Origin of the sequence: Pseudomonas sp. EGD-AK9 (assembly GCF_000465935.2) — a bacterium.
GTDB lineage: Bacteria > Pseudomonadota > Gammaproteobacteria > Pseudomonadales > Pseudomonadaceae > Aquipseudomonas.
The window spans coordinates 1-3004 of record NZ_AVOF01000367.1 but is presented as its reverse complement, the minus strand read 5'-3'; the positions used below and the strand labels follow the sequence as shown (position 1 = coordinate 3004).

Annotated in this window: 3 protein-coding genes; 2 read left to right on the top strand and 1 reads right to left on the bottom strand. The window is 69.3% G+C overall.

From position 1 onward, the window contains the following. On the bottom strand, nucleotides 1-1575 hold a 1575-nt coding region (locus tag N878_RS16505), incomplete at its 3' end, for an ATP-binding protein (protein ID WP_021444714.1). 118 nt (nucleotides 1576-1693) lie between these two features. On the opposite strand from N878_RS16505, the gene N878_RS16500 reads away from it, so the two are divergent. Then, a complete protein-coding gene (locus tag N878_RS16500) occupies nucleotides 1694-2404 on the top strand; it encodes a response regulator transcription factor (protein ID WP_021444713.1) in 711 nt (236 codons plus the stop codon). Beyond that, nucleotides 2401-3004 (top strand): histidine kinase sensor domain-containing protein (locus N878_RS16495; protein ID WP_021444712.1); only part of this gene is annotated, 604 nt, incomplete at its 3' end. The genes N878_RS16500 and N878_RS16495, both read left to right, overlap by 4 nt.

The following is a 3004-nucleotide window of genomic DNA, read 5'->3' as shown; positions in this document are numbered from 1 at the left end:
CTGCAGCGGCGCGCGCGGCAGGTCGTCGGCGTCGTCGCGGGCCTTGGGCAGGGTCAGGCTGACCCAGAATTCCGAGCCTTCGCCTGGCGTGCTGTCGACGCCGATCTCGCCGCCCATCTGCTCGATCAGGCGCTTGGAAATCACCAGGCCCAGGCCGGTACCGCCGGCCTGGCGGCTGAGCGAGTTGTCGGCCTGGCTGAAGGCCTGGAACAGCGCGCGCAGGTCCTCGTCGGACAGGCCGATGCCGGTGTCCATCACGCTGATGCGCAGCTGGGCACGGTCTGCGCTCTCGTCCTCGACCATGGCGCGCATGACGATGGTGCCTTCGCGGGTGAACTTGATGGCGTTGCTCACCAGGTTGGTCAGCACCTGTTTCAGCCGCAGCGGGTCGCCGCGCAGGGCCAGCGGGGTGTCGCGGTAGATCAGGCTGACCAGCTCCAGCTGCTTCTCGTGGGCGGCGGGGGCGAGGATGGTCAGGGTGTCCTGCAGCAGGTCGCGCAGGTTGAAGGGGATGGATTCGAGCACCAGCTTGCCGGCCTCGATCTTGGAGAAGTCGAGCACCTCGTTAATGATGCCGAGCAGGCTGTCGGCGGACTTCTCGATGGTCGCCAGGTAGTCCTGCTGGCGCGGGCTGAGCTCGCTCTTCTGCAGCAGGTTGGTGAAGCCGAGGATGCCGTTGAGCGGGGTGCGGATCTCGTGGCTCATGTTGGCGAGGAACTCGGACTTGATGCGGCTGGCCTCCAGGGCCTCCTTGCGCGCGAAGTCCAGCTCGATGTTCTGGATCTCGATGGTCTCCAGGTTCTGCCGCACGTCCTCGGTGGCCTGCTCGATGCTGTGCTGCAGTTCTTCCTGGGCGTTCTGCAGGGCCTCGGCCATGCGGTTGATGCCGGCGGCCAGCTCGTCCAGCTCAACGCTGCCCAGCGGCGGCAGGCGGGTTTCCAGGTGGCCGTCCTTGAGCTGGGCGACCCCAGCCTTGATCGCGCGCAGCGGGCCGTTGATGCTGCGGCTCATGCGCAGGGCGAGCAGGGCGGTGACGCCGAGGCCGCCGACGATCAGCAGCAGGCTGGCGAACAGGCTGCGGTAGCCGCTGAGCAGGGTGCCCTGGTGCGACAGCTCCAGCTCGACCCAGCCGAGCAGTTCGGCGCTGCGCTCGTCGCCGGAGTCGTCGCTGAGGGCCAGGTGCTGGTCGTACACCGGCAGCAGAAAACGCGTGGCGTCCTGGCCGCTGAGGCGGCTGAGCCCGGGTTGGTCGTTCGGCACCGGGTTGAGCATGCTCGGCCCGGCATGCGCCAGCGGCGCGCGTTCGGCGGCGAGGAAGCTCACCGCGCGCACGTCCGGGTGCTCCAGCGACTGCCGGGCGATGCGTTCGAGCAGCGGCTTGTTCTGCTGCTGCAGGGCCGGCGCGGCCAGCGGCGCGAGGTGCTCGACCAGCATCTCGCCGCGCTGCAGCAGCTGCGCCTGCAGCCCGGACAGCTGCACCCAGGTGAAGTAGCCGCCGAGCACCAGCGCCAGCAGGCTGGTGGGCAGCAGGGTGAGCAGCAGCACGCGGCCCTTGATGCCTAGATCCTTGAACACGCCTGGTCTCCTTTATGACGTCTGGGCAGTGTAGCGATTCGCTGCCGAGGAATCTGTAGATGAGTGGTCCGGGTTTAGTAGGTAGAATTGTTCGCATTCGTCTTTTCGGTCGTTCGCCATGCTGTCCACCGCTCATCCCGCCGCCCGCATCCTCGCCGTCGAAGACGACCCGCTGCTCGCCAGCCACCTGCAGGCCCACCTGCAGGGCTGCGGCTACCGCATCACCCTCAGCCGCGACGGCAGCGAGGGGTTGCGTCTGGCCGAGAGCGAGGACTTCGACCTGATCCTGATGGACATCCTGCTGCCCGGCACCAACGGCCTGGACGCCCTGCAGCAGTTGCGTCGGCGGCGCGGCGTGCCGGTGCTGCTGATCTCGGCGCTGGGCGACGAGCCCCATCGCATCGCCGGCTTCAGCCAGGGCGCCGACGACTTCCTGCCCAAGCCGTTCAGCCTCGGCGAACTCAGCGTGCGCATCGAGGCGATCCTGCGCCGGGTCGCCTACGAGCGGCGCGAGCCGTCGCCGCGCGAATCGGCCGACGCCCTGTGGTTCGACGAGGACCGCTGCGACGTGGCCCTGGCCGGCCACTGGGCGGGGCTGACCCCCAGCGAGTACCGGGTGCTGGAGCTGCTCTGGCGGCACCGCGACGAGGCGCTGAGCAAGCCCTTCCTCTATCAGCAGGCGCTGCGCCGCGGCTACGCCCAGCACGATCGCAGCCTGGACATGCACGTCAGCCATATCCGCCGCAAGCTGCAGACCATCGGCTACCAGGGCGGGCGGGTGGAAACGGTGTGGGGCCGGGGCTACGTGCTGGCGCGGGCGGGCGCATGAGGCTGCCGGGACGGCACTCGCTGCTGTGGAAGCTGACCGGCGCGCTGGCGCTGTTCTGCCTGCTGCTGGTCAGCCTGCATGTCGATTTGGAGCGCCTGTTCATTCAGGCCACCTCGCGTCTGCCGGCCTCGACCAAGGCGCTGCTGCGCGCCTATGGCCAGGAGGCCGAGGCCGCCTGGCGCGAGGCGGGGATGAGTGGGGTCGATGCCTTCCTGGCGCGCCTGCACGAGCGCGAGCAGGTCTGGGCGGTGGTGGTCGACGGGCAGCAGCGCTCCCTGTCGTCGCAGGCGCTGGATGGGGACGAGCGCGCGCGGCTGGACTTCGTGCGCCGCCTCGACTGGCTGGTGGGGCGACCCGGCGGTACGCCGACCTTCTATGTGCCGTTCAGCGACGGCGAATCGCGCCTGGTGATGGAGCTGCCCCAGCGCCTGAACCCGCGCCAGCACCTCGAACTGTGGAACCTGCTGCTGCAGCGGATAGTGCCGGCAGTGCTCGCGGTGCTGCTCGGCGTGCTGCTCTATCGCCTGCTGATCGCCCCGCTGGCGATCCTGCGGCGCCAGGCCAACGCCCTGCACGCCGACGATCTCAGTGCGCGGGCCG